Consider the following 25,115-nt stretch of genomic DNA (forward strand, 5'->3'; position numbering starts at 1 on the left):
ATTGATCTATCTTAATTTCTTATATATTTTGTACAAACCAGAAAATTTATTTCTGATTAAAAATTTTATTTTACTTTTTCTACTTTTTGGGGTGTTTATTTTTTGTTCTAAAATGTTGTGTATTTCACCATTTCTTATCCTATCTAATTCTATTTTTTCGATAGCTTCATCTTTAAACGTATAGATAGCATTGGTGGTTTTTGCTTTTTCCATGAGTTCCCACCAAAAATATTGCATGCCTTTACTTGCACTTCCATAATTTAGGTTAGCAAACATTTTTGTATAAACTTGCTCATCGACATTAAAGCCGTAATTATTGGGGTTTTTTCCGTTAAGAATAAGCCCTAATATAGTACGATAGCATTTTTCGCATTTGCTGCAATTAAAGGCGCTACGTAACTCGGAATAACAAACACGTAATTTAAAATCGGTGTTTTTTTCTTCTGAAAACTGAGTTATTAAGTCGACTTTATCTTGACGTTGTAGCTCGTAACCATCATGAAAAACTTTTATACCTGCCCAAGAAATACTTTGGTCGATTTGTGGTGTTGAACCCCAAGCGATAGCTATTTGCTCGGTGTAAGAGGATGCTATATAAATTTTACTATAGCCGTTTAAGTAGGATATAGGAGCAAGGGAGCCAATTAAAGACAAACCGTGTTGTACTTTTCCCCACCAACCTACATCTTTTAATAGTAACTCTACCTGATATGTATAAAAGGCGCGAACATTGGTTTCTATATATCTTTTCTCGTTGCTTTTTAATAGAGGTTCCTCTTCAATAAAATTAGTGAAACTTAACCATTGCGATTGGTCTTCAATTTCGATATCTGCACCCAGAATGGTCACTAAATCTGGTGTTTCAGCGAAAGTGCGAATATAGGTTGCATAAGCATCAACACCTCCACTAAATAACATAGCGGAGTTAGATGCGCTTATTGTATTTTTTACAAGTTTTAATACTTTAATATCGCCTTTAAGTTCATATTCTGGAAATTGGTTTTCAAACTCAATTTTTACCTGTTTTAATGCGTTAAAAAAGTCTTCGTCTAGTTCTGGAACTTCTATATCGAAACCGGCAAACCACGCTATAGGAATGAGGTTAGATACAAAAGGAATGGCTAAAATACTTTGTGGGACACTTGATATATCTTGTTTGTATTTTGAATAAAAGCTTACGTTTTTATTAAAATATTTTTTAGAATCAGCAAGGGCGACGTAATCATAAACTATTTTATGATTATTATCTGCTAATTGTATGTTATTAAGTTTTACCATGTTATTATTTTAAGAACTTAAATATGGGACTCAATGTTGATTTAAAAAGTTGTTTTTCGAAAGCTATTAACCCCATGTTGTACATGAGTAGTGAAAATACCATAGCGTATAAAGTCGCTTTTATAATAAAATTCCACCAACCAATACCCGGAATAAAATTAATAGCATAACCAATTGCAGAAGCTATAATAACGACAACAAAGGTTTTGTTTAAAAGGCTTTTAAAGAACCTAGGGATATTTAAACCAATGGTTTTGTGGTAATAAAAATTCATAACGTTCTGAACGATTAACCAAGCTATTACCGTACCCACCATCATACCAATGGCTTGATACTTCTCAGCAAGAATAGCACCTAATACGGTTCCTATTAACATAAAGGATAAATATAATATGGCTTTAAACCTTAATTTGCTTTTTGCTTCTAAAATAGAATTACCAAAACCTTGAACTAAGGGCAGGGTATAGGCAACCATAATCATTAAAGCTATTATCCATGATTGGAAACTGCCATCTTCTCCTAATTCTCCTCCTACCCAAAGAAACACAAATTGCCTTCCAAAAAGCGCGAATGCGGTAAGAATAAACATAAGAACAATAAATGATAATCTACCAATTTTAATCATCATATCTGTTAATTCTTCACCTGAAGCATCATCTACAGACATTTTTGTTGCTCGAGGTAAAAACACACTTGATATTGCTGTTGAAAAGGCACCGTAGTAAGTTCCTAAAACAATACCTATTCCATAAATAGTTAGCACTTCTGGTGGACTAATACGACCTAATACCCAATGACCAGCTTTCCATTGAAATAAAGACACTAGCGCAAAAACAAATATCCAAGTAGAATAACTAAATATGTGTTTTATAAAATTAATTGAAAACTCGTGTAATTTTATTTTTACCTTCAGTTTTCTAAATACGTAGTAGCTTGTAATACTAATAATTAAAACATTAAATATAGAATCTATTATTACCAATGAAATGGCTCTACCACCTAATAACAATACAGCCACTACAGTAATAGAACGTAAAATGTATCTAATAATGTTTAGCGTTTTTGGGAATACAAAATCTTCATGACCATAGCAAATACCGGTTAAAGCTGCTCCTGGTAAACCTATGGCTAGATTAAAAATGAAAATCTTATAAATGGTTTTAGCTATTTCAATTTCGGCCGCATTCATTTTAGTGAAATACGTATCGATGTAATTATAGAAAATAAGACCAATACTTACAATAACCGTTGAGATTATTAAATACAACACCATAGTTGTTGCTAAAAAATTCTCTTGTCCTTTACTGTCATTTTCGGCCCGATATTTGGCAACAAAACGAACTATAGTATTGTTAAGCCCAAAATCTAATAAAGAAATGGTACCAACTAATGCGCCAATGGTTAAGTAAATACCATACTCCGATTTACCTAAATGGTTTAATATAAAGGGCGTCATTAGTAACCCAATTACATTGGTTAAAACTATGGTGGCATAGTTTAAAAAGGCTCCTTTTTTTAATTGGCTCAAAATATTTTTTTTTAAAATAGATTTATAATCTACCGGTTACACCCTCTGTTAAAACACCTTTTACATCATAGAGCACGCCATTTGTGTTTAATAGGGCTTTAAGATTAATGTTTAAAAACTCTTTATGTGCCACTGTTAACACGATAGCATCAAATTTTTCTTGAGGTAAATCTCTAGTCGTTTTTAAATTATATTCATGTTTTACTTCCTCTGGATTAGCCCAAGGATCATGAATTGTAATAGCCGTACCATAGCTTGCAAGTTGACTAATAACATCTACTGCTTTTGTATTTCTTACATCCGGACAGTTTTCTTTAAAGGTGATACCTAAAACTAAAATATTTGCATTTTTAATTTTTATATCATTTTTAACCATGAGCTTAATGATTTCTGAAGCAACATATTGCCCCATGCCATCATTAACACGACGCCCCGCTAATATAATTTCTGGATGATACCCAACTTCTTGTGCTTTTTGAGCCAAATAATAAGGATCGACACCAATACAATGCCCCCCAACTAGACCTGGTTTAAACGGAAGGAAATTCCATTTTGTACCGGCAGCTTCTAAAACAGCATGCGTATCAATATCCATTAAATTAAATATTTTAGCTAACTCGTTTACAAAGGCTATATTAATATCGCGTTGCGAGTTTTCTATAACTTTTGCGGCTTCGGCTACCTTAATAGTAGGAGCAAGGTGAGTTCCTGCTGTAATGATACTTGAGTAAAGGGCATCCACTTTTTTACCAATTTCTGGTGTTGAACCAGCGGTAACTTTTAAAATTTTATCTACGGTATGTAGTTTATCGCCCGGATTAATACGCTCTGGTGAATAACCAGCGAAGAAATCTACATTAAATTTTAAACCACTTACTTTTTCTAGAACAGGAATACATTCATCTTCCGTAGCTCCAGGATAAACGGTAGACTCGTAAATTACAATATCTCCCTTTTTTAATACTTTACCAACCGTCTCGCTAGATTTGTAAAGTGGCGTTAAATCTGGTCTGTTGTTTTTATCGATAGGTGTGGGTACAGTAACTACATAGTAATTACAATCTTCAATATCCTTAATATCATAAGAACAAAAAAGTCCCATTGTATCATCTGAAGTGTCTTTTAAAACAGCCTTTAAAACATCATCTTCAACCTCTAAAGTAACATCCTTACCCTTAGTAAGCTCTGAAACACGCTTTTGGTTTATATCAAAACCAACAACAGCGTATTTAGTTGCAAATAATCTAGCTAATGGTAAACCAACATAGCCAAGTCCTATAATCGCGATTTTTTCTTTATTCATAATTTATTATTGTCCAATTGAAGAATATTCGAAACCTATTTTTATCATTTTATTTTTGTCTAGAAGATTTCTTCCATCAAATATAAAAGCAGGTTTTTTCATGTTTAAATATATTTTTTTCCAATCATACGATTTGAATTCATCCCATTCTGTTAAAATAGCGATAGCATGAGTGTCTTTTAGAGCTGCATAAGGCTCGTTAAAAGTGGTTATCTGTTTCTCATTTTCACTTACAGACCTCGTATTTAGATAATTTAAATCCGATTGAATCTTTTTAGCTGGTACTTTGGGGTCGTAAACCGATATGTTTGCTTGTTCGTTTAGTAAATAATCTGCCACATAAATAGCTGCAGACTCTCTAGTATCATTAGTATCCTTTTTAAATGCCCAACCTAGAAAACCTATTTTTTTTCCAGAAACTGTATTATAAAGTGTGTTTACTATATGGTCTGCAAATCGTCTTTTTTGATGGTCGTTAAATGTAGTAACCTGTTCCCAGTAATCGGCTACAGCATGAAGATTATAACTACGCGCTATATATACTAAATTTAAGATGTCTTTTTGAAAACAAGAACCGCCAAAACCTACCGAAGCCTGTAAAAACTTAGGGCCAATTCTAGAATCCATTCCTATAGCTTTTGCTACTTCGTTTACATTGGCTTCTGTTTTTTCGCAAAGTTCTGAAATCGCGTTAATAGACGATATACGTTGTGCTAAAAATGCATTAGCAGTTAATTTTGATAGTTCTGAAGACCATACATTGGTTCTTAATATTTTATCTTGTGGTACCCAGCTTGCATAAATATTAGCTAAAACTTCTATAGCTTCTTCTGATTCTCCACCTATTAATACACGATCTGGATTTAATAAATCTTGAATGGCAGTACCTTCAGCTAGAAATTCTGGATTTGAAAGAATACTAAATTTAACAGCACTACCTGTATTATCTAAAATACTTTTAATGGCTTGAGCTGTTCTAACCGGAAGTGTCGATTTTTCTACTACAATTTTATTTGTAGTGGCTACTTTTGCAATATTTCTTGCACATAGCTCAACGTATTTTAAATCTGCAGCCATACCCTTTCCTTTTCCATAAGTTTTGGTAGGTGTGTTTACAGAAATAAAAATCATTTCTGATTCATCAATGGTTTTATCAATCTCGGTTGAAAAGAACAAATTTCGCCCTCTAGTTTCCTTTATAATATCTCCTAAACCAGGTTCGTAAATTGGAAGGTTAGTGACATCTGGATTATTCCATGCATCGATTCTGTCTTGATTTACATCAACAACAGTAACTCTTAGGTTTGGATTTTTTTTAGCTATAACGGCCATTGTTGGCCCACCAACATATCCTGCACCAATACAACAAATTTTTGTAACTTTCATTTGTGTAATTATAAGTTTTTCCAATACCATTTAACAGCTTCTTTTATGCCGTTATTAATATCAAATTTAGGATTATAATTTAAAAGTTTCTTAGCTTTATCTATAGAGGCCAAAGAATGAGGAATATCTCCAACACGATTATCACGATGTTTAATTTCAATATCTTGGATAGAAGCATCGTACTCTGAAAGATTGTTTTTTAATATTGTAGCCAGCTGTAATAGTGTTGTTCTGTCGCCATAAGCTACATTATAAACAGTATTTAATGCTTCTTGATTGGTTGTAGTTAATGCAAGGATATTCATTTGTACAACATTATCAATATATGTGAAATCTCTCGAATAACTTCCGTCCCCATTAATTATAGGAGATTCTTTATTGATAAATTGTTTAACAAATAAAGGTATTACTGCGGCGTATGCACCGTCTGGATCTTGACGTTTACCAAATACATTAAAGTAACGTAAACCAATAGTATCTAAACCGTATGATTTTTGAAATATATCTGCATATAATTCATTAACGTATTTAGTAATAGCATAAGGAGATAGCGGTTTTCCAATTACATCTTCTACCTTAGGTAATGCTTCATGATCACCATAAGTTGAGGAGCTTGCAGCATAAACAAAACGTTTCACTTTAGCGTCTTTCGCGGCAACTAGCATGTTTAGAAAACCAGAGACATTAACATCATTAGTAGTAATAGGATCGTTTATGGATCGTGGTACAGAACCTAAAGCTGCTTCATGTAAAATATAGTCAACGTTTTCGCAAGCTGTTTTACAATCTACAAGGTTCCTAATATCTCCTTCAATTAGTTTAAAATTAGGATTGCTTAAAAAAGGCTCAATATTTTTTCTTTTCCCGGTCGAGAAATTATCTAAGCATACAGTTTTAATGTTATTGGCTAGCAGCACTTCACATAAATTCGAGCCAATAAAACCTGCTCCTCCAGTAACTAAAACTGTTTTATTTTTTAAATTTTGAAACATTCAATTTGGGTTTATTTTATATTACGCAACAAATATGTAAAAAAATAAATTAACAAGCGCTTTTATTATACTAAGTAGAGGTTTTTTACGACAAAAGTCATAAAATGAATTACTAATAGGAATTTATCGGTAAAAAAGTGCTTTATAACTTTAAAATAGACATTATTTTATAGAGGGATTCTTTTGTTTATAAGAGTTGAAATTAAAAAAAAATGTAATTAACACATACATGTGAGACTCTTGTTTTTGTAGTCTTTTACGGTTAACTTAGCAGGGTTTAAGCTATGCGCGTCATTATGTTTAAGTTGGTGTTGCACAGCTTTATGCTGATGCGTTTTAGTCGTTTAAGCAAACTGTAACTCTTTATTATTTATGGTTTTACAAAGTTGTGTATTTATTGTTGTATTATATCATTTTTAGTGTAAATGAACAATTTTTATTTTTAAAAGATTAGTATAACTACTTACAAATTTTAGAAAGTAATTATCGATAATGTACCAACTTTTGCTTTGAAAAAATCATAAAAGGTATTTAACCGATTTTAAGTACTGTTTTGGCGAAATAAGTAGATTGATGTCTATTAGATTTAAAACAATTATTAAATTTGTTCCAACAAAATGAAATTAGATTGATTAATAGCGAATTAATTTAATTGTATTAAAAGTATTTAATAAGTACTTAAAAACTCATAAATATTTTAAACTCTCAATGTAAATATGTGATCAGCATATGAATTAGAAATATTTAGTGGTTGTTTAATACTATGTTTAACTATTTTATCAAATTAATTTTGTTATATGTTTAGAAGAGGGATTTTTATTCACAGTTATTTAGTTATTGATTTTATGGCTTGTAAAATTACGAGTTTAAACTTTTCATGTAATAGAATTAAATAGATTATGCTGACCAAAACAAAAATTTACTTATCATCCCCTCACATGGGTACTTCAGAACGCAAGTATGTTTCGGAAGCTTTTAATACAAACTGGATAGCGCCATTAGGGCCACATGTTGATGGTTTTGAAGGTGACATAAAAAAATATCTTGGTAATAGTAAAGAAGTAGCCGTGTTAAGTTCAGGGACAGCTTCTATTCACTTGGCGTTGCAACTAATAGGAGTAACTACTGGTGATGAAGTTTTATGTCAAAGTTTCACATTTTCTGCATCAGCAAATCCGATTTTATATCAAGGAGCTTCACCTGTGTTTATTGATAGTGAAAGAGACACATGGAATATGTGTCCAGACTTGTTGGAAATAGCTATTAAAGATAGAATTGAAAAATATAAAAAGCCCAAAGCTATAATTGCAGTGCATTTATATGGCATGCCATATAAGGCTAATGAAATAAATGCTGTAGCCAAAAAATACGGTATTCCTGTAATTGAAGATAGTGCAGAAGCTTTAGGAAGTTCATACTTTAATAAGAAGTGTGGCATACTTTCTGATATAGGTATTATATCTTTTAATGGTAATAAAATTATCACAACTTCTGGCGGAGGCGCATTAGTTGTTAATACGGAAGAGTTGAAACAAAAAGCTGTGTTTTATGCTACTCAAGCGAGAGATAATGCACCGCATTACGAACATTCTTCCATTGGATTTAATTATAGAATGAGCAATGTCTTAGCAGGTATTGGAAGAGGGCAGATGGAAGTTCTTGATGATAGAGTGCATGCAAGAAGACAAAATTTTGAGTTTTATAAAAAACATTTATCTCAATTTGAAGAGATAACTTTTTTAGAAGAACCAGATAATTTCTATTCGAATAGATGGATTACATGTATAGAAACACCATCATACGAATTAAGAGAAAAAATAAGATTAGAATTTTTAAAAGACGATATAGAATCTAGACCACTATGGAAACCCATGCATATGCAACCTCTGTTTAAAAATAGCTTGCATTTTACTAATGGCACATCCGAAGATCTTTTTGAAAGAGGACTTTGTTTGCCAAGTGGTTCTAATTTATCGCAAGATGATTTATTTAGAATCTTAACTAATATTACTAAAACCCTCAAATTATGATAAATAGTTACTTTATTAATTTCTCTCAAAAATATGCATCAAGATGGTTGGTATTTGCTATTGATTTAGCATTAATACTAGTCGCGTTTTTTGCAGCATATGTAATAAGGTTTAATTTTACTTTAAATTTTGATTTGAATCAATTTTTAATGGAGATACCATTTTTAATGGTTGTTTCTGCTCTTAGTTTTTTAATAGTAGGATCTTTTAAAAGTGTTATTAGACATACTGGATTTACAGATGTCGTTAACGTGTCTAAATCAGTAGCCTTAATGTCTCTATTTTGTATAGGTTTTGTTCTTGCTAATAGAACGGTAGATATACTTCCTGGATTTACAATTCCTCTTTCAATTATAGTTATACATGCTTTACTTAGCTTTGTGATACTAAGTGCAAGTAGGTTGGCTTTTAAAATGGGTTACAAATATTTAAAATGTAAATTTTTATCCACAAGACGCGTTTTAATATATGGTACGGGGGATTCAGCTATTGCAACCTATAACGCCTTATTAGGTAATGCCGCGGTAAGTTTTACTGTTGTTGCATTTATTAATAATCAGCCTAAAAAGAATTCTAAAATTATAAACGGTATTCCTATTTTAACCTATAAGGCTTTAAATGAAGATTATGTTTTAGATAATGATATTGATGAAATTATTATAACACCTCAAAACACCGAAACTAATAAGCTTATACAGCTAATGGATAGTTTAGCAGATTCTGGTGTGAAGGTTACTAAGGTGCCACCAATTGAACAGTGGATTAATGGTGAGTTAAGTGCCAAACAAATTAAACAAGTACAAATAGATGATTTATTAGGGCGTCCACCAATTGAGATTGATAATCCTAATTTATTGAGTGAATTTAATGGGGAAACTGTTTTGGTTACCGGAGCAGCTGGATCTATTGGTAGTGAGTTAGTAAAACAATTGTCTAATTTTAATGTGAAGCATTTAATTTTAGTAGATCAAGCAGAGTCCGCACTTTATGATGTACAACAAGATTTAAAGCGTGAAGGAAAATATAGTTATACAGCTATTGTAGCAGATATTAGAGATGGTTTAAGAATTGATTCAATATTCCAACAGCATAAACCAACAATGGTTTTTCATGCCGCAGCTTATAAACACGTGCCTTTAATGGAGAATTCGCCTTATGAGGCTATAAAAATTAATGTTAACGGAACTAAGTTATTGGCAGATACAGCTTCCCGATATAATGTTAAGAAATTTGTTTTTGTTTCAACAGATAAAGCAGTTAACCCAACTAGTGTAATGGGAGCGACCAAAAGAATGGCAGAGATGTATATTAGCTGTCTTCAAAAGGAAAGTAAAACTAAATTTATTACCACGCGTTTTGGAAATGTATTAGGATCTAACGGTTCTGTTATTCCTTTGTTTAAAAAACAAATAGAAGCGGGTAGTGCTTTAACTTTAACGCACAAAGATATCACTCGTTATTTCATGACTATACCTGAAGCAGCTCAATTAGTGCTTGAAGCTGGAACTATGGGGAAAGGTGGAGAAATATTTATTTTCGATATGGGAGAATCTGTTAAAATTTATGACCTTGCAAAAAATATGATAAAACTTTCAGGTTTGAGATACCCTGAAGATATTGATATTAAAATTACTGGACTAAGACCAGGTGAAAAGTTATATGAAGAACTTTTAGCAAATGGTGAAAATACGCTGTCTACATACCATAAAAAAATATTGATAAGTAAAACTAGGGAGTTAGACTATTCCAAGGTAAAGTCGGAAATCGAAGAGCTTTGTATTACTAATCGTTTTCAAAACAATAATATTGTAATGAAAATGAAGAGTTTAATACCTGAGTATAAATCTAATAACTCTGAGTACGAGCGATTTGATACTCGAGTTAAAACTTATAAAAAAGCTAAAGGACTATCAGATAATTCAAATTCATCGAAAAAACATTCCATATAAATAAATAACTCGTATATTTATTTCGGTTAAAGCCCTAAATGATTAAAATAAGTATGAACAAATTGTTATTATCTTTTAAAAGAGCACTACTATCTTTTTTAATTTTCATTTTTTTATTTACCTCCTGTGGTTCAAAAAAAGATGTTGTTTATTTTCAAAATGCGAAAGATTTTGAAACTTTGGTAGACACAGATACCTTTACACCAAAATTTAAAGTAAATGATATTGTTAGTGTTTTTGTTTCAACATTCGATTTAGAGGCTGTAAAGCCTTTTAACATGTATAAAAGTACAGGCGAAAGTCAATCCGAAATAGTGGATTATGTCATAGATATAAATGGAAATATTGATTATCCTGTTTTGGGGAAAATCAAATTAATAGGATTAACAGTTGAAGAGGCGAAAACGTTGTTTAAAGAAAAACTATCTGATTACCTTAAGGATCCTATTGTAAATATTAGAATACTAAATTTTAGAATATCTGTTCTAGGCCAGGTTAATTCACCTGGAAGATATGAAGTTTCTGGTGAACGTATAACTTTACTAGAAGCAATAGCTATGGCAGGAGACTTAAATATTAAAGGAGAAAGAAAGAATGTTTTGGTTATTAGAGATTTTAACGGTACTAAAACATATTCAAGATTGGACTTAACAAGTAAAGAATTATTCAATTCTCCTGTATATTATCTTACTCAGAATGATGTCGTATATGTAGAACCTAATAAATCTGCTATTAGTGGATCTGTTACTGATACTAGAATAGGCACTATTATTTCTGTAGTATCTTTTCTTGTTACAACCTCATTATTATTGATTACTAGAAATTAGACATTACACATCATGGCATTAATAGAAAATGAAAATTTATCTAATAGCAATTCTGAGGATTTTAATTTAAAGAAAATGCTATTTACATATTTAAAACAATGGAAATGGTTTGTTTTTAGTTGTTTGGTTTTTCTGGCACTAACGTTTTTTAAATTACGATATACAACACCTCAATATTCAGCAATCGCTAAAATTATGCTTATTGATGATAGTGATCAATCAATGGGAGCTTTGAAGGATTTATCACTTTTTTCAGAGAATGAAGAAGCTAAAGTTGATGATGAAATACAGGTTATAAAATCGAGAAGTTTTTTAAGAAATATTATAAAAGACTTAAATTTGAATGTTACTTATTTTGTTAAGGGTAGGCTACAGGAATTAGAATTATATAAAAAATCTCCAATAACATTAAATTTTATAGAATCGGACTCTATTATAAATAGTGTGAGTTTTAGTTTTTATACGGAAATAATTTCAAGTACAGAATTTAATTATAAAATAACTGAAGATGGTATTTCTAAGAAATATACATTTGGAGAAACTATACCAACTAGTTTTGGTGGGATAATTATTACGCCTAAAGATGGCAATTTAAATAATTACCTGGGTAATACTATTAAGGTTAAGATATCGAACGTAGAAAGTCTTGCAGAATCATTAAAAAATAGAGTTAATATAGTGCCTTCTGCAAAATCTTCAAAAGTTATAAGTATAGGTTTAACAGATCCTGTTATTGAAAAGGCAAAGGATATTATTAATACTTTAATAAAAGAATATAATAGGTCGAGTATTGATAAAAAGAATGAAATTTCAAATAACACTGCAAAATTTATTGATGAACGTATTGAAGCCATTGCTGATGATTTAGTAAGTGTTGATAACAGCATTGTTAGGTTTAAAACCGGTAACAAGTTAACTGATGTTAGTACAGAGGCCTCAACATTTATACAATCTAGTACGGTTAATCAGCAGGAAATGGATCAATCCAAGATAGAATTGAGTCTTTTAAATTCTATGAAGGGTGTGTTAGGTGATGACTCTGAAAAATATGACCCTATACCTTCAAATTTAGGTCTAGGAGATGCTGCCATTGGAGGGCTTTCTAATAAATATAATGAATTACTTCAAAGAAGAAAAACGTTATTGAAAAGTGCTGGTGAGCAAAATCCTATTGTTGTTGAATTGGATCAAACCTTATCTGGTATTCGTCAAAATCTAGCTCAAAACATTGAAAATTCCGCAAATTCATTAAAAATTAGAATTAATAATTTACAAAACCAATCTTCTAGAATTAATTCTAAAATTTTATCTGTACCAGGTCAAGAAAGTAAATTGCGATCTATTGAAAGAAAACAGGGTACAAAAGAACAATTATATTTATACTTATTACAAAAAAGGGAAGAGGCTGCTATATCATTAACGGCCACATCGCCAAGCGCAAAAATTATTGATGAAGCCTATAATAGTAATGGAGGTCCAGTATCTCCGAATAAAAAGATAGCATATATTGCTGCCATGTTTTTTGGTTTAGTTATTCCTTTTGGAATTATTTACTTAAAAAGTTTAATGGATACTAAAATTCATAATAAAGAAGATTTAGAGAAGGAAATTAAAAATATTGCAGTTTTAGGAGAAATTCCTAAAGTGAATGGTAGTGATAAATTTATAGTTGAGAAAAATGATAGATCTATTCTATCTGAATCTTTCAGAATTATTAGAACTAACCTAGATTTTGTAAGGAGAAGTAAAGAGGTTAAGGAGTTTAATAATGTCATTTTTGTTACTTCTACAATTAATAATGAAGGAAAATCATTTTTTAGTTTAAACTTAGCTCTTACTATGGCTAATACGAATCAAAAAGTTTTATTAATTGGTGCGGATATTAGAAATCCTCAAATATTTTCTGCAATTAAAAAGAATGCAAAAGATTTAAAAGATAGAGGGTTAACTGAGTATTTAGGAGATAGTAGCATAACTATCGAGGAAAGTATAAATCATTTGAATATTAATAACATTAATCTTGATGTTTTATTGTCGGGTGTTGTACCGCCAAATCCTGCGGAATTATTGATGAGTGATAGGTTTAAACAATTATTTGAAGAGGTTTCTGTGAACTACGATTATGTTATTGTAGATACTGCCCCAGCAATGTTAGTTACAGATACCTTGCTAATTAGTAAATACGCTGGACATACGGCTTATGTTACTAGAGCAAATTATACAGAAAAGAAAATACTAAACTTTGCAAAAGAATTACATGCCGAAAATAAATTAAACAATATGATGCTTGTGGTTAATGATGTTAAACAATCTAATTTTGGATATGGCGCAAAATACGGTTACTACGGAGCCCCTGAGAAAAAAGGCTTCTTTGGAAGATTTAAAAAATCTTAATATCACTAAGATTAAGTACAAAAAAAAGCATCTATTTATATAGATGCTTTTTTTATAGGTTATTATTTCGTGTACTTAGGCCTTAATTCGCGTAAAATTGAAAGGCGTCTAAAATTACTATATTATCCACCAAACAGTCAATCTTACAAGTACCAATCGATTCTAGTAGAACAAAATTAATATTACCATGATTGTTTTTCTTGTCGTATTTAAGTAATTCTATAATAGCATCATAATCAATATCTTGAAAGTTTACCTTATCATAATAACTAAGAAATAAGTCTTTTATATCCTGGGTTGTTTCTTTTGGAAAATCTAATAATTCAGTTGAAATATAACTAGCCAAAATCATTCCCACAACTATAGCTTCACCGTGTAATAAGGTTGTTTTATTCTCATTACTTAAAAAGTAAGACTCTATAGCGTGTCCTAAAGTATGACCAAAATTTAACGTTTTGCGTAAGCCATTTTCAAAAGGATCTTCTTCTACAACATTTCTTTTAATTATAACAGATTCGTGTATTAATTCATCTAAATTATCTAAAGTTAATTTTGATAAATCTTGAAATTTGTTCCAATAGCTCTCTCCTGTTATTAAACCATGTTTTAGCATTTCAGCCAATCCAGAGCGCATTTGCTCTTTAGGTAAAGTGTCTAAAAACGATGTGTCAATAAGCACTAAATCAGGATTACTTATTACCCCGATTTGGTTTTTTAAGTGGCCTAAATCTACTCCTGTTTTACCACCAACAGAGGCATCTACCATTGATAATAAAGTGGTAGGAACATTTACATAAGAAATACCACGCTTAAAAGTACAAGCAACAAAACCTCCTAAATCTGTAATAACACCACCACCAATATTTATCATTAAACTTTTACGGTCTGCATCAAGTTCAGAAAGTGTATTCCAAACACCAACACAAGTGTCGATGTTTTTGTTTATTTCGCCAGATTCAATTTCAATTATTTCAATAATTTTATCTGTTTCAAGTCGGTTTAAAAACTTAGGCAAACAATGCTCATGCGTGTTTTGATCAACCAAAATAAAAATTTTCGAAAAATTACTGCTCTTAATATGCTCATTTATATTATTATAGCACCTTTCGTTAAAATGTACAATACTATCATTAGCCTTTATAGAATCCATAAAATAAATGTTGTTTTTTAAGGCTGTGAAATTAAGGAGTTTTTACATAAAATGGTAACTTAGATATAATTATATTTATGTAAATTTTTTAAAATGAATACCGATTTAATTTTTGATAATACCGAAGTTGCTTTTTCCTTAAAATCAGATTCGGAATTGGAGCGTGCTTATTTTTTATTTAAAATGATATCAATAGAGCCCTTAGTACGTATAGGCACTGCTGCAACAAATTTTGCTATTAAGGCGCATTTGCCTATTGAAGGTTTAATTCGCTCGACTGTTTTCGATCATTTTTGTGGAGGTGTTAATGAAAATGATTGTTTAACGGTTATTGATAATATGTTTGCCAAAGGCGTTAGTTCAGTTTTAGATTATTCAGTGGAAGGTAAAGAAAGTGAAAAGGAATTTGATTCGGCACAACACAAAATTTTAAAAATAATTGATTTTGCCAAAGAAATTGATGCTATTCCTATTGCTGTATTTAAACCATCAGCTTTTGGACGTATTTATTTGTATGAAAAAATATCTACAGGTGAAGACTTAAAAACATTGGAAATAGAAGAATGGCAGCGTGTTGTTAATCGTTTTGAAGTAGTGTGCAAAAAGGCTAAGGACAACGATGTTGCTGTGCTTATTGATGCAGAGGAAAGTTGGATGCAAAAAGCTGCAGATAATTTGGTTACCATTATGATGCAAAAATATAATACCGAAAAACCAATAGTGTATAATACATTGCAAATGTATAGGCATGATAGGTTGTCTTTTCTGGAAAAGGAGCATAAAAAAGCCAAAGAAGGGAAATATTTTCTTGGATATAAGTTGGTAAGAGGTGCTTACATGGAAAAAGAAAAGGATAGGGCAGAGGAGCTTGGTTACCAATCACCAATTTGTGGAAGTAAAGCATTAACCGATGAAAACTTTAATAAAGCCTTAAGGTATATAATTGAAAATCTAGATTGCATGTCTATTTTTGCGGGCACGCATAATGAAGATAGCTCGTATTTGTTAATGGATTTAATGAATAATAAAGGCCTATTAAATAATGATCCTCGTGTATGGTTTGGTCAGTTATATGGAATGAGCGACCACATTAGTTTTAATTTAGCTAATAAGGGTTATAATGTTGCTAAATATGTCCCGTTTGGACCAGTAAAAGATGTAATGCCATATTTGATACGAAGAGCGGAGGAGAATACCTCGGTTGCAGGACAAACAGGAAGAGAGTTAGCGTTATTAACTAAAGAGAAAAAGAGAAGAAAGGCACTGTAACTACTTAGAAATCACTTTTATAATAGTTAGCGCAATAAGTTTTAAATCAAAAAAGAGATTTTTTCTTTTAATATACTCTTTATTATACCTTAATTTATCTGGAATTATTGTTTTAATAAAATATTCCTCGGGGTCTTTAGCAGCTTTAAGTAATTCGACCTCATTTCTATATTTTAATGATGCTAAGCCTGTTATTCCAGGTCTAACTTTATATATCTTAAGGTCATCTTCACTATAAAAGTTTACATAATAACGTAGCTCTGGTCTAGGGCCTACAAAACTCATGTCTCCTTTTATAATATTTATAAGTTGCGGAAATTCATCTATTTTAAAACGTCTTAAAAAATAACCTATTTTCGTTATTCTAGAATCATTATTACCAAGTGTAAGTAGTCCCTTTTTGTTAGACTCCATTTTCATTGTTCTGAATTTATAGATATTGAAGTCTATATTATTTTTACCTACTCGTCCTTGAACAAAAAGCACAGGACCTTTAGAGTCTATTTTTATTAGAAAGGCAATAACTAATAGAATAGGAGCTAATACTAATAATCCTATTATGGAAAAAACAACGTCAAAAAGTCGTTTAGTCATGTTATTTTTTGATTATTAAATTTTGAAGTGTTGCGGTACTATCACAGTTTTGGACAACTAAACTAACATCCTTTTCATTATAGTTGGCATCAATAGTATATACTCCACAAGGTTCTTGTCTAGGAGTACTTTCGGAAAAATTAATATCTCCTTTTTTCAATATATAAGTGATTCCAAAAGAATCTATTTCTGCAGATTTTAAAGCTTCGGAAATATTTTGACTATAAATAAGGTTTTTAGAATTAATATTTTTTAAAACTCTAGAATCTGGACCATAACTACAAGACGTTTTTTTTCCATTTAAAAAGAATGCTAAAATAACTAATCCTATAGAAAATCCACCAAGATAATAACCAATACGTTGAATAAGATTCATTTAAAAATTTTAGTGTAAGAAAATGTTGTTTTAAAATATAAGTAGATTGACATCGCTATACTTTAAATCGAACCATTCGCCAACAGATTTACTTGTTAAAATACCGTGGTAAAAGTACAATCCATTTTTTAAACCTTTGTCAAATCTTAAAGAATTTTCTATACCGCCATCTTCTGCAATTTTAAGCAAATAAGGTGTGAAGATGTTACTAATAGATACTGTGGCGGTTCTTGGGTATCTTGCAGGAATATTTGGTACGCAGTAATGCACAACATTATGCTTAATATATGTGGGTTGCCTGTGTGATGTTACATCACTTGTCTCAAAACACCCACCCATATCTATACTTACATCAATTATTATGGCTCCTTTTTTCATAGAGCGTACTAAATCTTCTGTAACAACTATTGGAGCTCTATTTGTACCTCTAACTGCACCAATTACAACATCACATCGTTTTAGAGCTTTTAGTAAATTTTTAGGTTGTATGGTTGAAGTGAATAAAGGCCTTCCCAGTTGCGATTGAATGCGTCTTAATTTGGTAATCGAATTATCAAATATTTTAACGCCAGCACCAAGACCCAAAGCACTTCTTGCTGCAAATTCACCAACAGTTCCTGCTCCTAAAATAACGATTTCAATAGGTGGAACCCCACTAATATTTCCAAACATTAATCCATTCCCATTTTTAGTATCAGACAGTAATTCAGAGGCAATTAAAACAGAAGCTGTACCAGCAATTTCACTTAACGATCTTACCGCAGGATAACTGCCATCTGTATCTCTAATAAACTCAAATGCTAAAGCCGTAATTCTTTTTGAGGCCAAAGCTTCAAAATATTTTTTATTTTGTGTTTTTAGTTGTAGCGCAGATATTAAAATAGTTTGTGGATTAATAAGTTTAATTTGCTCTATAGTGGGAGGTTCTACTTTTAAAATCATGGGACACGAAAAAACCTTTGCTGTATCTTTGGTTATTTCCGCTCCGGCTTCACTATAATCTTTATCACTAAAACTCGCACCTTCACCAGCGCCAGATTCAATTAATACCCTGTGTCCATTACTTACCAATGCATATACAGCATCGGGGGTTAAACAAATACGTTTTTCTTGATAAGCTGTTTCTTTAGGAACGCCTATAAAAAGCTCTCCTTTTTTCTTATAAATCTCAAGGGTTTCTTCTTGTGGTAAAAGCTGTTGTTTGGTAAAAGGCGAAAGAGGTTGTTTCGACATGATTAGATTAAATTATTAAATTTCAAATTACAAATAAATTTTCTAATCAGAAAGATTTCTATTAAACTAATTATTTATTTATATCATTTTTATAAATAATGAAATTTTACTAAAAAAACTTACTTTTTTAATCTACGGTGTTTATCTGTGTAATCTAATTTTTATAAATTAGCATAATGTTTAAAAAACTAATTTCTTTCTTTTTTATAACCCTTACTTCATTATGTTTTTCTCAGCAATTTAGTGTTAGAGGAGCTGTTTTGGATTCTGTTAATACGCCCATTGCCTATGCTAACGTAATTATTTTCAATAACGAACAACCTGAAAATGTGAAAGGGTTAACGACAAACGATGATGGCTTTTTTGAGTTTGATAATTTAGTTAGCGGTGAATATATTTTAACCGTGAGTTTTTTAGGTTTTGAAAAATTCTCAAAAACATTAAAAATTGAAAGTGATTCGAATATAGGAACAATTATCCTTAAAGAAAACATAGAAGCCTTAAATGGTGTTACTGTTATAGCAAAAAGGCCCACTATTAAAAGGATGGTCGATAGACTCGTTTTTAATGTGGAAAACTCAACGCTTTCTAGTAATAATGTTTTAGATGTTTTAAAACATACTCCAGGTGTTTTGGTGATGAACGAGACCATTACGGTTAAACAATCGGCTCCAACAATATATATAAATGATAGGCGGGTAAATTTATCGTCAAATGAAGTACAACAACTTTTAGAAGGAACTTCAGCAAGTAATATTAAATCTATTGAGGTTATTACAAACCCACCTGCCAAATATGAAGCGGAAGGAAGTGCTGTTTTAAATATTATTACAAGTAAAAATATTATTGCTGGGTATAACGGAAGCGTATTTGGTAATTATAAACAAGGATCAGAATTTCCAAAATACACATTTGGAACAAGCCATTTTTTTAAAACTAAAAAATTAAATTTATATTTAAATTATAGCATTAGCCCAAAAAAGGAGTTTCGAAATAATGAGGAATCCGTTAACTTTTTTGAAGATAATTTAAATACTACTACTTGGGAAACAAACTTTGAAAGAGTTCGTAAATCGGCAAACCAAAACATTAATGCAAATATTGATTACGAGTTTGACGAAAATAATAGCTTAGGATTTTCATCAAGTGTGCTAATATCTCCTAGAAGACAAACACAAAATAAGGTTAATTCTATAACGCAGGTTTTCAACGCTAATAAAGTTTTAGATTCTACATTTATAACAGATAATTTAAAGGTAGATGAAACCTTAAATATGGCATTCACGCTAGACTATATTCATAAATTTAAAAAAGAAGGAGAAAAGTTGGTTGTCAATGCGCATCATACTAATTATGATTTTTCAAGTTTTCAAGATGTTGATACTAATTATTTTTTACCAGACGATTCGTTTTTACGTAACAATAGATTTCAAACATTTTCAAGCCAAGAAATTAAATTATTTACAAGCCAGTTAGATTATGAGTTGCCTTTAGATAATTCTGCTTTTTTTGAAGCTGGCGCTAAAATTTCTGGTATAAATTCTAAAAGTGAATTGTCTCAAAATGATATTGAAGAAGGAGAAAAAGTAGAAGATTTAGAAAACTCGGATACTTTTTTATACGATGAAACTAATTTTGCTTTATACAGTAGTTATTCCAAAGAATGGGAGTCGTGGAGTTTAAAATTAGGGTTGAGAACGGAGTTTACTAATATTAAAGGAACATCAATATCCAGTAATTCTACAAATGATAATAATTACACAAAATTTTTTCCCTCTCTACATGTATTGCATACTGTAGATGATAAAAATGAAGTATATTTTAATTACAACAAACGCATTTATAGACCTAGGTATAATCAATTAAATCCTTATAAATATTTTTTAAATGATAATTCTTATATTACAGGAAATCCCAATTTAATGCCTCAAGTGGATGACACTTTTACCTTAGGATACACGATAAATCAAAAATATACTTTTGAGGCTTATTACAGGTATGAAAACAATCCTGCTCTAGAAATTGTATTTCAGGATAATACCAATAATTTATTAAAATACGTAAATACAAATATAGATAGAAGTATTTCCTATGGCTTGGATTTTACTACATATACACCAATAGTTAATAAGTGGGATGTATATGTATTATCTTCTATATTTTATTATGATAATCAGTTTTATGCCATTGAAAGTGATAACGAGTTATTCAATAACAATCAGTGGAGCGTTTATGCGCAAATAATAAATTATTTTTCGTTTTTAAAGGATAAAAGCTTAAGTACCGATGTGTCCTTATTTTATATGTCAGCTTATGCCGATGGTCCATCTGAATTAAGTGGAAGATCAAGTTTAGATATTAATTTAAAAAAAACATTGTGGAACAATAGAGCTTCAGTAAGTTTAGGTATTACAGATGTCTTTAATGGACTAAATTTCACGCAAACAACCAAGTATTTAAACCAGGATGTTTTGTTTAATTCAAGAATGGAAAACAGGCTAATTACCTTCGGGTTTAATTATAAGTTTGGAAACTTTAATTTAAATTCCAACAAAAGAACCATAGAGTTGCAAGAACGTGATAGACTAAAAAGCGAATAGTTTAAAAGTATTCTTTTATTCTTCCCCATAAACTTTTTGGAGTAATTTTGAACTCCGCTTCAAAATCTTCTAACGATTTATCGGCATCATTAATTTTATTAAATATCCTAGCACGAACTAGATATATTGAAGGAACAATTATTGCCATCAATGGTATTAAGTATATTAGTTGATTGGAATCTAGATTAGAAATATCTTGCTTAATGGCATTAAATATTTGATAGCTATACATTGCAATTGGAATGATTAGCACATGATACCACCAATGTCTGCAGGTAAAAAACCAAATAAATAATAAGTATAGAGGTACTAGCTTCCCTGCTAATGTCCAAGCAAGAACAAAAACACTTTCATTATATCTACTATCATATTGACCAAAAAAAGTGTTCCAGGTTTTTATATCTGGAACACTTTCATATAAATAAAATAAATACGGTGTTATAGCTATTAAAGTAGCAACAATACTACCTATAACTAAACTTTTTTTATCCAGCTGATGGTACTTTAATTCTGTTTTTTTGGATTTTTGATGTTTGTTGTGCATCTAAGTTAAACTGGTTTGCTGTTTGTGCCAAGAATAACACGCCTCCGAAAATTGCTAGTGCAATTAAATACTTTTTAGTTTTCATAATGTAAGGGATTTTAATGAATTAATACCTCAAATTTATATAAACACTAAAAAGAGTCACATGTGTAAATGTTAAATTTATGTTAAAAACATAAATATTTCATTTATTTATTACGGGTTTACCGTAAATCATTGATTTTTTTTGAAGGAATGTTGCATTATTGTCATAAACTGGGTTGATTGGTTGATTGATTTGTGTTTTTTAAACTTAAATATCGTTGGTTATTACTTTCTAATTTAATTTCAATTTTGGAAACGTTATCTATTAGCAAGGGTTCAATTATTTCGGGCCATTCTATTAGCTTCCAAAAATTGGAATCTAAATAATCTTCGATTCCAAAATTATATGTTTCTTCAATATCGTTAATTCTGTACAAGTCAAAATGATAAATCTTCCCTTCATTTAAATCATACTCATTAACTATAGAAAAAGTTGGACTACTAACTTCGTCCATACATCCTAAAATCTTTACTATAGTTTTAATAAGTGTAGTTTTGCCAACACCCATATCTCCAAAAAACAGTAACGTTTTCGACTTTGAATTTTCAATGATTTGTTTTGCAACTTGCTCAACATCATCAATTCCGTAACAAATTTCCAACTTTCTACAAATTTATATATGCAATAATAACCTTTTTAATTTAAAAAACCTAAAACAAAACGCTGTTCATCGATAAAATATGCTTTTTATGGATTTATTTAGGATTAAACACCGCAAATGGAATAATCATTTCTTCCAAGGAAACTCCACCATGTTGATATGTGTTTCTGTAATAACTAACATAATGGTTATAATTATTTGGGTAAGCGAAAAACAAATCATTTTTAGCAAAAATATAAGAGCTGCTCATATTAATGGAAGGCAAGTGAAATTCCTTAGGATCTTTTGTGGCTAAAACATCTTTTTGATCATAAGTTAAACTACGTCCGGTTTTATAACGTAAATTCAAACTTGTATCTCTATCTCCAATAACTTTCGATGGGTTCTTTACGTTAATAGTGCCATGGTCTGTGGTTAAAATTAATTTAAAACCTAGTTGCTGTGCTTGCTGTATCATATCTAGAAGAGGTGAATTTTTAAACCAACTTAAAGTTAAAGATCTATAAGCTTTATCATTAGATGCTAATTCTTTAACAACTTCCATTTCTGTTTTGGAGTGCGAAAGCATATCTACAAAATTGTATACAATAACAGATAAGTCGTTATCTTTTAAAGACTTAAAATTTTCAGCTAGTTTTTTACCATTTTTTAAATTTGTTATTTTATGGTATTCATAACTTAAATGAGATAAGCCTAATCGTTTTAATTGAGCTTCTAAAAAATCGGCTTCATGCATGTTTTTTCCACCTTCATCCGTATCATTTTTCCAATATTGCGGAAATAGCTTTTCCATATCACTAGGCATTAACCCAGAAAAAATGGCGTTACGTGCGTACTGTGTAGCTGTAGGTAATATGCTAAAAAATGCTTCTTCCTTATCTTTTTTGTAATAATTATTAATTATTGGTTCGAAAACCTTCCATTGGTCATATCTTAAATTATCAATAACAACTAATAGTGTTGGTTGCTCTTTACTTATTTCTGGCACTATTTTTTCTTTAAATAGGGTATGAGACATTATTGGAGCTTCTGTATGAGGCTCAAACCAATCGGCATAATTTTTATCGATAAACTTTCCGAATTGGTTGTTTGCTTCATTTTTTTGAGATTCTAAAATTTCAAACATCCCAATATCTTCAATATCTTCTAATTGAATTTCCCAATATATAAGCTTTTGATAAAGGTTTACCCATTCTTCATAACTATTAACCATCGATAGATCCATGGCAATTTTTCTAAACTCTTGCTGATAGTTGGAAGTTGTTTTCTCTGAAACCAAACGGGAATGATCCAAGTTCTTTTTAAGACTTAAAAGAATTTGATTTGGGTTTACAGGTTTTATGAGGTAATCGGCTATCTTATTTCCAATAGCTTCTTCCATAATATATTCTTCCTCACTTTTTGTAATCATTACAACAGGAAGATTGTCTTTTTTCTCTTTTATTTCATGCAAGGTTTCCAACCCGGTTAGTCCCGGCATGTTTTCGTCTAAAAATACAATATCGAAATTATGGTCATCCAATACGTCAATTGCCTCAGTACCGCTGTTACAGGTTGTAACGTGGTAGTTTTTCTTTTCAAGAAATAAAATATGCGGCTTTAGTAAATCAATTTCATCATCAACCCAAAGTATCTTTATCATATTACTGTATTTATTTTTATTATTAAAACGTTTTAATTGAAAGCGCCATTATAAGCCCTTATCATTATATTTGTATTTATTTAATGTAAAAATTTAAAGTTTGAATAAACTTAAAATATTAAACGACCCAATTTACGGATTTATTACTATTCCAAATTCGTTAATTTTCGATTTAATTCAACACAAATACTTTCAGCGTTTACGCAGAATTACACAAATGGGTATGTCTTATTTGGTTTATCCGGGTGCGCATCATACTAGATTCCATCATGCCATTGGTTGCGTTCATTTAATGCAGCAAGCAGTTAATGTGCTTCGTTTTAAAGGGGTTACCATTTCTGAAGATGAAGAAACAGGCCTGTATATTGCCATTTTATTGCATGATATTGGTCACGGTCCTTTCTCGCATGCCATGGAACATAGTATAGTAAATAACGTATCTCATGAGGAGATTTCCTTGCTTTTTATGGAGCGTTTAAATGAAGAATTTAACGGAAGTTTAACGCTTGCTATAGAAATTTTTAGAGGCGAATACCCAAGAAGGTTTATGTGCCAGCTTATTTCTGGTCAATTAGACATGGATAGAGCCGATTATTTAAAACGCGATAGTTTTTATACTGGAGTTGCAGAAGGAAACATTAATAGTGAGCGTTTAATTACTATGCTTAATGTTGTTAATGACGAATTAGTAGTTCAAGAAAAAGGTATTTATAGCGTTGAGAAATTCATAATTGCGAGACGTTTAATGTATTGGCAAGTATACTTACATAAAACAAGTTTAGCGGCCGAACAATTACTTATTAGGGTTTTAAAACGGGCTAAAGAGTTACATGAACTAGGACATAAATTAAAAGCTAGTGATGCTTTGCTGTATTTTTTAGAAAACAAAATAACCCGAGATAATTTTAATGCTGAAACACTTCAGGTTTTTTCTCGTTTAGATGATTATGATATTATATCGGCTATGAAAGAATGGCAATATCATGACGATTTTGTGCTTAGCCATTTATGTGAAATGATTATTAACAGAAATTTACTTAAAGTAAAATTAAAAAATAAAGAAATTAAGGCAAATAGCTTGAAAAAACACATAGATCTTATCATGAAAAAGTTTAATATTTCTAAAGAAGAAGCTAAGTACTTTGTGTTTCAAGGTAGCATTTCAAATCAGGCCTATCAATTAAATACTAAGCGTATTAACATATTACATAAATCTGGAAAAATTCAAGATATTGTAAAAGCTTCAGATCAATTGAACCTAAAAGCACTGTCAAAACCGGTAACAAAATATTATATATGTTACCCTAAGGTTAAACTTTAACACATTTTTCCTA

The 25,115-nt window shown here is 30.6% G+C and carries 20 protein-coding genes; 7 read left to right on the forward strand and 13 right to left on the reverse strand.

Translation table 11 applies throughout. From position 1 onward, the window contains the following. Window positions 1–6: 6 nt before the first annotated feature. From AAFN75_RS15355 to AAFN75_RS15375, 5 genes are read right to left on the reverse strand one after another with little or no spacing between them, the layout of a single operon-like run. Entirely contained in the window at window positions 7–1,278 is a 1,272-nt protein-coding gene (locus AAFN75_RS15355) for a hypothetical protein (protein ID WP_411807178.1), read from the reverse strand. A 4-nt stretch (window positions 1,279–1,282) separates the two neighbouring features. After that, window positions 1,283–2,806, reverse strand: coding sequence for a lipopolysaccharide biosynthesis protein (locus AAFN75_RS15360; protein ID WP_411807179.1), 1,524 nt, complete (start codon window positions 2,804–2,806; stop codon window positions 1,283–1,285). A 22-nt stretch (window positions 2,807–2,828) separates the two neighbouring features. Continuing rightward, window positions 2,829–4,109: a nucleotide sugar dehydrogenase gene (locus tag AAFN75_RS15365; protein WP_411807181.1), complete on the reverse strand. Its 1,281-nt coding sequence runs from the start codon at window positions 4,107–4,109 to the stop codon at window positions 2,829–2,831. 6 nt (window positions 4,110–4,115) lie between these two features. Next, complete coding sequence (locus AAFN75_RS15370; RefSeq protein ID WP_411807182.1) at window positions 4,116–5,495, reverse strand: nucleotide sugar dehydrogenase; 1,380 nt, start codon at window positions 5,493–5,495, stop codon at window positions 4,116–4,118. 8 nt (window positions 5,496–5,503) lie between these two features. Then, window positions 5,504–6,487, reverse strand: coding sequence for an SDR family oxidoreductase (locus tag AAFN75_RS15375; RefSeq protein WP_411807184.1), 984 nt, complete (start codon window positions 6,485–6,487; stop codon window positions 5,504–5,506). 899 nt (window positions 6,488–7,386) lie between these two features. Here AAFN75_RS15375 and AAFN75_RS15380 point away from each other — a divergent pair. From AAFN75_RS15380 to AAFN75_RS15395, 4 genes are read left to right on the forward strand one after another with little or no spacing between them, the layout of a single operon-like run. Next, window positions 7,387–8,517, forward strand: a complete 1,131-nt coding sequence (locus tag AAFN75_RS15380) for an aminotransferase class I/II-fold pyridoxal phosphate-dependent enzyme (protein ID WP_411807186.1) — start codon at window positions 7,387–7,389, stop codon at window positions 8,515–8,517. Next, window positions 8,514–10,466, forward strand: coding sequence for a polysaccharide biosynthesis protein (locus AAFN75_RS15385; RefSeq protein ID WP_411807187.1), 1,953 nt, complete (start codon window positions 8,514–8,516; stop codon window positions 10,464–10,466). Before AAFN75_RS15380 ends, AAFN75_RS15385 begins: the two co-directional genes overlap by 4 nt. A gap of 53 nt (window positions 10,467–10,519) precedes the next feature. Continuing rightward, window positions 10,520–11,293, forward strand: coding sequence for a polysaccharide biosynthesis/export family protein (locus tag AAFN75_RS15390; protein ID WP_411807188.1), 774 nt, complete (start codon window positions 10,520–10,522; stop codon window positions 11,291–11,293). 12 nt (window positions 11,294–11,305) lie between these two features. Beyond that, window positions 11,306–13,687, forward strand: coding sequence for a GumC family protein (locus tag AAFN75_RS15395; protein WP_411807189.1), 2,382 nt, complete (start codon window positions 11,306–11,308; stop codon window positions 13,685–13,687). A gap of 82 nt (window positions 13,688–13,769) precedes the next feature. Here the strand turns inward: AAFN75_RS15395 and aroB are convergent, their stop codons facing one another. Beyond that, a complete protein-coding gene (gene aroB, locus AAFN75_RS15400; RefSeq protein WP_411807190.1) occupies window positions 13,770–14,837 on the reverse strand; it encodes a 3-dehydroquinate synthase in 1,068 nt (355 codons plus the stop codon). 93 nt (window positions 14,838–14,930) lie between these two features. Here aroB and AAFN75_RS15405 point away from each other — a divergent pair, with 93 nt between their 5' ends. After that, a complete protein-coding gene (locus AAFN75_RS15405; protein WP_411807191.1) occupies window positions 14,931–16,106 on the forward strand; it encodes a proline dehydrogenase family protein in 1,176 nt (391 codons plus the stop codon). Here AAFN75_RS15405 and AAFN75_RS15410 read toward each other — a convergent pair whose 3' ends face one another. Genes AAFN75_RS15410 through AAFN75_RS15420 form a run of 3 tightly spaced genes read right to left on the reverse strand, consistent with a single transcriptional unit; the run spans window position 16,107 to window position 18,309 of the window. After that, window positions 16,107–16,700: a sugar transferase gene (locus AAFN75_RS15410; RefSeq protein ID WP_411807192.1), complete on the reverse strand. Its 594-nt coding sequence runs from the start codon at window positions 16,698–16,700 to the stop codon at window positions 16,107–16,109. It lies immediately after the preceding gene. 1 nt (window position 16,701) lies between these two features. Continuing rightward, window positions 16,702–17,076: a hypothetical protein gene (locus tag AAFN75_RS15415; protein WP_411807193.1), complete on the reverse strand. Its 375-nt coding sequence runs from the start codon at window positions 17,074–17,076 to the stop codon at window positions 16,702–16,704. A gap of 30 nt (window positions 17,077–17,106) precedes the next feature. Next, window positions 17,107–18,309, reverse strand: a complete 1,203-nt coding sequence (locus AAFN75_RS15420; protein ID WP_411807194.1) for an alanine dehydrogenase — start codon at window positions 18,307–18,309, stop codon at window positions 17,107–17,109. 176 nt (window positions 18,310–18,485) lie between these two features. Here AAFN75_RS15420 and AAFN75_RS15425 point away from each other — a divergent pair, with 176 nt between their 5' ends. Continuing rightward, window positions 18,486–20,909: a TonB-dependent receptor domain-containing protein gene (locus AAFN75_RS15425; protein WP_411807195.1), complete on the forward strand. Its 2,424-nt coding sequence runs from the start codon at window positions 18,486–18,488 to the stop codon at window positions 20,907–20,909. Between the two features lies 1 nt (window position 20,910). Here the strand turns inward: AAFN75_RS15425 and AAFN75_RS15430 are convergent, their stop codons facing one another. From AAFN75_RS15430 to AAFN75_RS15445, 4 genes are all read right to left on the reverse strand, one after another. Further along, entirely contained in the window at window positions 20,911–21,453 is a 543-nt protein-coding gene (locus AAFN75_RS15430) for a hypothetical protein (RefSeq protein ID WP_411807196.1), read from the reverse strand. After that, the gene (locus AAFN75_RS15435) at window positions 21,395–21,538 is read right to left on the reverse strand and encodes a hypothetical protein (RefSeq protein WP_411807197.1); all 144 of its coding nucleotides are present in this window, start codon (window positions 21,536–21,538) and stop codon (window positions 21,395–21,397) included. The genes AAFN75_RS15430 and AAFN75_RS15435 overlap by 59 nt, the downstream gene beginning before the upstream one ends. 163 nt (window positions 21,539–21,701) lie before the next feature. Next, complete coding sequence (gene tsaE, locus AAFN75_RS15440; RefSeq protein ID WP_411807198.1) at window positions 21,702–22,139, reverse strand: tRNA (adenosine(37)-N6)-threonylcarbamoyltransferase complex ATPase subunit type 1 TsaE; 438 nt, start codon at window positions 22,137–22,139, stop codon at window positions 21,702–21,704. Window positions 22,140–22,233: 94 nt separating this feature from the next. Then, a complete protein-coding gene (locus tag AAFN75_RS15445) occupies window positions 22,234–23,781 on the reverse strand; it encodes a PglZ domain-containing protein (RefSeq protein WP_411807199.1) in 1,548 nt (515 codons plus the stop codon). Between the two features lie 100 nt (window positions 23,782–23,881). On the opposite strand from AAFN75_RS15445, the gene AAFN75_RS15450 reads away from it, so the two are divergent. Further along, complete coding sequence (locus AAFN75_RS15450) at window positions 23,882–25,102, forward strand: HD domain-containing protein (RefSeq protein WP_411807200.1); 1,221 nt, start codon at window positions 23,882–23,884, stop codon at window positions 25,100–25,102. Window positions 25,103–25,115 lie beyond the last annotated feature (13 nt).

This window comes from Algibacter sp. AS12 (assembly GCF_046736315.1).
In the GTDB taxonomy this organism is placed as follows: Bacteria; Bacteroidota; Bacteroidia; order Flavobacteriales; family Flavobacteriaceae; genus Algibacter_B; species Algibacter_B amylolyticus.